At 68.9% G+C, this 5535-nt stretch carries 8 protein-coding genes and 1 tRNA gene; 3 read left to right on the top strand and 6 right to left on the bottom strand.

The window, feature by feature from the left end; all coding sequences use genetic code 11:
- Positions 1–41: 41 nt before the first annotated feature.
- Together ACFWGJ_RS41200 and ACFWGJ_RS41205 are read right to left on the bottom strand one after the other, a co-directional pair.
- Positions 42–398 carry a co-chaperone GroES gene (locus ACFWGJ_RS41200; protein ID WP_107015997.1) on the bottom strand — a complete coding sequence of 119 codons (357 nt, stop codon included), beginning with the start codon at positions 396–398 and terminating at the stop codon, positions 42–44.
- Between the two features lie 65 nt (positions 399–463).
- Positions 464–820 (bottom strand): DUF3618 domain-containing protein, encoded by a 357-nt coding sequence (locus ACFWGJ_RS41205; protein ID WP_381833325.1) that lies wholly within the window; start codon positions 818–820, stop codon positions 464–466.
- 167 nt (positions 821–987) lie between these two features.
- Between ACFWGJ_RS41205 and bcp the strand changes: the two genes are divergently transcribed.
- Positions 988–1455, top strand: coding sequence for a thioredoxin-dependent thiol peroxidase (gene bcp, locus ACFWGJ_RS41210; protein WP_381833322.1), 468 nt, complete (start codon positions 988–990; stop codon positions 1453–1455).
- Between the two features lie 84 nt (positions 1456–1539).
- Positions 1540–1624, top strand: a tRNA-Leu gene (locus ACFWGJ_RS41215).
- Positions 1625–1673: 49 nt separating this feature from the next.
- Here the strand turns inward: ACFWGJ_RS41215 and rdgB are convergent.
- The 4 genes from rdgB to ACFWGJ_RS41235 all read right to left on the bottom strand — a co-directional run bounded on the left by rdgB (position 1674) and on the right by ACFWGJ_RS41235 (position 4061).
- Positions 1674–2276, bottom strand: coding sequence for an RdgB/HAM1 family non-canonical purine NTP pyrophosphatase (rdgB, locus tag ACFWGJ_RS41220; RefSeq protein ID WP_387334093.1), 603 nt, complete (start codon positions 2274–2276; stop codon positions 1674–1676).
- An 81-nt stretch (positions 2277–2357) separates the two neighbouring features.
- Entirely contained in the window at positions 2358–2762 is a 405-nt protein-coding gene (locus ACFWGJ_RS41225; RefSeq protein ID WP_387334094.1) for a hypothetical protein, read from the bottom strand.
- A gap of 168 nt (positions 2763–2930) precedes the next feature.
- Positions 2931–3668: a ribonuclease PH gene (gene rph / locus ACFWGJ_RS41230; RefSeq protein ID WP_387334095.1), complete on the bottom strand. Its 738-nt coding sequence runs from the start codon at positions 3666–3668 to the stop codon at positions 2931–2933.
- A gap of 93 nt (positions 3669–3761) precedes the next feature.
- Positions 3762–4061, bottom strand: a complete 300-nt coding sequence (locus ACFWGJ_RS41235) for a glucose PTS transporter subunit EIIB (protein WP_107015989.1) — start codon at positions 4059–4061, stop codon at positions 3762–3764.
- Positions 4062–4193: 132 nt separating this feature from the next.
- On the opposite strand from ACFWGJ_RS41235, the gene ACFWGJ_RS41240 reads away from it, so the two are divergent.
- Positions 4194–5480, top strand: coding sequence for a PTS transporter subunit EIIC (locus ACFWGJ_RS41240; RefSeq protein WP_387334096.1), 1287 nt, complete (start codon positions 4194–4196; stop codon positions 5478–5480).
- Positions 5481–5535 lie beyond the last annotated feature (55 nt).

Raw genomic sequence — 5535 nt, forward strand, 5'->3', positions numbered from 1 at the left:
GGTGACGATGGTCACCAGCCCCTTCCGACGTTTCTGAAGATCTAGAGGTACAGCCCGGTGGAGTCCTCGGACCCCTCGAACCGGTCCGCGGCCACGGCGTGCAGATCCCGCTCGCGCATCAGCACGTACGCGGTGCCGCGCACCTCGACCTCGGCACGGTCCTCCGGGTCGTACAGCACCCGGTCGCCCGGCTCCACCGTCCGTACGTTCTGCCCGACCGCCACGACCTCGGCCCAGGCGAGCCGCCGGCCCACCGCCGCGGTCGCGGGGATCAGGATGCCGCCACCGGAGCGGCGCTCGCCCTCGGCGGCGTCCTGCCGCACGAGCACACGGTCGTGCAGCATCCGGATGGGCAGCTTGTCGTGCTGGCTGCTGGGCTCAGTCCTCTTGGCACTCACGGTCCGAATTTACCTGCCTTCGCGCCAGTCGTACGCGGGCGGGGTACGGAAGGCTTCGGCCCCCGTCAACGCCTGCGGCGCCCGGGGCGTCCGGAGCGCCTGGTGCCCAGGGTGAGCAGTCCGACAACGCCGACCACCACGAGGGCCACGGGCACGATGCGGTCCAGCCGCGGCGCCCCGTCCTCCGTGACGAACTGGCCCTTCACGTCGTCGACGACGCGGTTCACGCCGACGTAGGCGCGTCCGAGGGTGTGGTCGACGCTGGACGCCACCTTGGCCTTGGCGTCCCCGACGATGGTCTTCGGGTGCACCCGCACACCGATCTCGTCGAGCGTCTCGGCGAGGGTTTCGCGACGGCGTTTGATGTCCGCCTCGATCTGCGCCGGAGTCCTGGTGTCCGGCGTGCTCGACGTGTCCGACACGCGCTGCCTCCGTAATCGTGGTCGTTTCTTCCCGTGGCCGGTCCATGGCCGGTTCCTGTCGGCCCTGCACCTGATCGACAGTCTGTCAGCTTCGCCCTCCGCGCACCGCCCGGCACCCCCATTACGCTCGTTCCGTATCCACCACCTCGCAAGGAGACCGAACCGAGATGAGCGAGCGACTCCAGCCCGGCGACACCGCCCCAGCCTTCACCCTGCCCGACGCCGACGGCAACGAGGTGTCCCTTGCCGACCACAAGGGCCGCAAGGTCATCGTGTACTTCTACCCGTCCGCGCTCACTCCAGGCTGCACCAAGCAGGCCTGCGACTTCACCGACAACCTGGACCTGCTGGCGGGCGCGGGCTACGACGTCATCGGCGTCTCCCCCGACAAGCCGGAGAAACTCGCCAAGTTCCGCGAGCAGGAGAACCTGAAGGTCACCCTGGTCGCCGACCCGGACAAGACGGTCCTGGACGCGTACGGCGCGTTCGGCGAGAAGAAGAACTACGGCAAGACCTACATGGGAGTGATCCGCTCCACGATCGTGGTCGACGAGGAGGGCAAGGTGGAACGGGCCCTGTACAACGTCCGCGCGACCGGCCACGTCGCCAAGATCATCAAGGACCTGGAGATCTGACACCCGTGTCCCGGGGCCCGTGGGCCGCGGGACACAAACCCCCGCCAACCGTCGCCCACTTGACCGGTACGATGGCATGCGCTGGCGGCGGTGGCGCAACGGTTGACGCAGCAGACTTAGGATCTGTGGCCGGTGAAACGGCTTGAGGGTTCGAATCCCTTCCGCCGCACGGCAAACGGCCTGTGAACCGAAGGATCGGTTCACAGGCCGTCGCTCTGTCAGCCCAGCAGTTCCCTCACCACCGGTACCAGTTCCCGGAACGCCTTGCCGCGGTGGCTGATCGCGTTCTTTTCGTCTGGGGTCAGTTCCGCGCAGGTGCGGGTGTCGCCGTCGGGCTGGAGGATCGGGTCGTAGCCGAAGCCGTGGGTGCCGGAGGGGGCGTGGCGCAGGGTGCCTCGCAGCTGTCCTTCGACCACTCGCTCGGTGCCGTCGGGCAGGGCGAGGGCGGCGGCGCAGGCGAAGTGGGCGGCCCGGTGTCCGTCGGCGATGTCGCCGAGCTGGGCGAGGAGGAGGTCGAGGTTGGCGCGGTCGTCGCCGTGGGTGCCGGACCAGCGGGCGGAGAAGATGCCGGGGGCGCCGCCGAGGACGTCGACGCACAGGCCGGAGTCGTCGGCGACGGCAGGGAGTCCGGTGGCCCGGGCCAGAGCGTGGGCCTTGAGGAGCGCGTTCTCGGCGAAGGTGACGCCGGTTTCCTTGACGTCGGGGATCTCCGGGTAGGCGTCCGCGCCGACGAGTTCGTGGGGCAGCTCTGCCGCGGCGAGGATGGCCCTCAGCTCGGTGATCTTTCCGGGGTTGCGGGTGGCGAGGATCAGGCGGGTCATGGTGCTCACCCTAGCCAGGTGGACGCATGCGTTCGCGTGCCGCCCGTGATCGTTCGCCGCCCGCGGGGCCGGCCGGTGCCGCTACGGGGTGCAGACCTTGGTCAGTTCGCCCGCCGCGTCGGTGACGGGGCTGATGTCCGGGGTCGCGTCGCCGTTGTTGATGGAGTCGCGGACGTTGCCGACGGCCTTCTGGAGGTCGTCGACGGCCTTGTTGATGTCGGTGTCGTCGGTCTTGTCGCCGATGGTGTCGAGGTTCTTGTCGATCGAGTCGAGTGCCTCGTCGGCCTGCGTCGGGTCGTCGCCGGCGTTCTCCACGGCCTGCTGGAGGTCGGTGACGCTGTCGGCGATCGTGTCGGCGGTCTGGACGCAGTCGAGCGCCTTGTTGACGGCGTCGCAGCCGGTGGTGAGCCCGGCCGTCAGCGCGACGGCTGCCACTGCTGCGGCGACGGCGGTGATACGGCGTGGTCGGCGGCGGCTCGCGGCCATGGAACGGTCCTCCCGTGTCAGGCCCCCGAGGGCCCCGTTTCGTAGGCCTGTGGGCCCCCGTGCGGTACTGGCCGGGCGAGACGGCGGTGTGCCGTTCGCCCGTACCTGTGAGGACGCGACCGCCGGTGCCGTGGTTGCCCGCGACCTGCGGCGTTCTTGGTACGTCCTTTACCTTTCGAGGACCGTATCAAGTGCCGTGCGCTGGGCGACAGCGAGTTCCGAGCAGCCCAGAACGGCCAGATCCAGGATGGAGTTGAGTTCGTCGCGGTCGAACGGCTCGGCCTCGGCGGTGCCCTGGACCTCGACGAAGCGGCCGTCGCCGGTGCACACGACGTTCATGTCGGTGTCGGCGCGGACGTCCTCCTCGTAGCAGAGGTCGAGGAGGGGGATGCCGCCGACGATGCCGACGGAGACGGCGCTGACGGTTCCGGTGAGGGGCTGCCGGTTGGCCTTGATGAGCTTCTTGCCCTGGGCCCAGGTGACGGCGTCGGCGAGGGCGACGTACGCGCCGGTGATGGCGGCGGTGCGGGTGCCTCCGTCGGCCTGGAGGACGTCGCAGTCCAGGACGATGGTGTTCTCGCCGAGCGCCTTGTAGTCGATGACCGCGCGCAGGGAGCGGCCGATGAGCCGGCTGATCTCGTGGGTGCGTCCGCCGATCTTGCCGCGGACGGACTCGCGGTCGCCGCGGGAGTTGGTGGCGCGGGGAAGCATGGAGTACTCGGCGGTCACCCAGCCTTCGCCGCTGCCCTTGCGCCAGCGCGGGACGCCTTCGGTGACGGAGGCGGTGCAGAAGACCTTCGTGTCGCCGAAGGAGACGAGGACGGAGCCCTCGGCGTGCTTGCTCCAGCCGCGTTCGATGGTGATCGGGCGGAGCTGTTCGGGCGTGCGGCCGTCGATGCGAGACATGGCGAAGAGCCTAGTCGTATACGGGTGAGGGGCCGCCCCCGTATAAGGAAGCGGCCCCTCGACCGGGTGGGACGTCGACGTGCGTCCCGGCAGTTACATCATGTCTTCGATGTCGGCGGCGATCGGGTCGGCGTCGGTGCCGATGACGACCTGGATCGCGGTGCCCATCTTGACGACGCCGTGGGCGCCCGCGGCCTTCAGGGCGGCCTCGTCGACCTTGCTCGGGTCGACGACCTCGGTGCGCAGCCGGGTGATGCAGCCCTCGACCTCTTCGATGTTGTCGATGCCACCGAGCCCGGCGACGATCTTCTCAGCCTTGCTGGCCATGTCCTTCTCCCTGATCCGAACCGCTTTGTCGCAGCGCTTTGTCGCAGTAACCCACAGTTGGCCCATCTTCGCGAGCGGCCACGTCGGCTCTGCCGAATGATGGCGATCACGACAGCGAGGACCGTTCGCTCATCGTTCGCTGACTGGTCTACACCAGTTTTCGGCGGCCGCCAAACCTGGGACGCAGGAGGACATCCATTGAGTGCCGACAGCGCGGCCGTGCCCGCGCGCTCCCGGTGGAGCGATCTGTTCCAGGGGCTGCAGAAGATGGGCCGCAGCCTCCAACTGCCCATCGCGGTACTGCCGGCGGCGGGCATCCTCAACCGGCTGGGGCAGCCGGACGTGTTCGGGGCCGACGGTCTGGGCTGGACGAACGTCTCGAAGGTGATGGCGGGCGCGGGCGGTGCGCTGCTCGACGGTTCGCTCGGTCTGCCGCTGCTGTTCTGCGTCGGTGTGGCCATCGGGATGGCGAAGAAGGCGGACGGTTCGACGGCGCTGGCGGCCACGGCGGGTTTTCTCGTCTACTACAGCGTGCTGCGGCAGTTCCCCGAGGACTGCGCGGACCAGGCGAAGGCGGTGGCGGCGGGCTGCCAGGCGCAGGACGGCACCGTGGCGGTCTTCACGTACCAGAATCCGGGGGTGTTCGGCGGTATCGCGATCGGGCTGATGGCGGCCTACTTCTGGCAGCGCTACCACCGCACGCGGCTCGTCGACTGGCTGGGCTTCTTCAACGGCCGCCGGCTGGTGCCGATCATCATGGCGTTCGTGGCGATCGCGTTCGCCGCGCTGTGTCTGTGGGTGTGGCCGCCGATCGGCCGGGGTCTGGAGGACTTCAGCGACTGGCTGGTGAGTCTGGGCGCGTGGGGCGCGGGTGTCTTCGGGATCGCCAACCGCGCGCTGCTGGTGATCGGGCTGCACCAGTTCCTGAACGTGCCCATCTGGTTCCAGTTCGGCAGTTTCACCAAGCCGGACGGGTCGGTCGTGCACGGTGACATCAACATGTTCCTGGCGGGCGATCCGGACGCGGGTCAGTTCACGTCCGGGTTCTTCCCCATCATGATGTTCGCGCTGCCGGCCGCGTGCCTGGCCATGACGCACTGCGCGAAGCCGCATCGGCGCAAGGAGATCGGCGGGCTGATGCTGTCGATCGCGCTGACCTCGTTCGTCACGGGGATCACCGAGCCGATCGAGTACTCGTTCGTGTTCATCGCGCCGGCGCTGTACGCGGTGCACGCGGTGCTCACCGGTGTCTCCATGGCGGTGACGTGGGGGCTCGGGGTGCATGACGGTTTCAGCTTCTCGGCCGGTCTGATCGACTACGTCATCAACTGGAACCTCGCCACGAGACCCTGGGCGATCATCCCGATCGGGCTGTGCTTCGCGGTCGTCTACTACGTGGTCTTCCGTTTCGCGATCACGAGATTCGATCTGCGGACGCCGGGGCGGGAGCCGGAGGACGAGGTCGAGGACGTGACGAAGGCGTAGCGCGCGGGCGGCGGGCGCCGCGCTCCGCGTAATCGCCGAAGGGCCCCCGGACGAC

This window comes from Streptomyces sp. NPDC060205, from assembly GCF_042728395.1.
Taxonomy (GTDB): Bacteria; Actinomycetota; Actinomycetes; order Streptomycetales; family Streptomycetaceae; genus Streptomyces.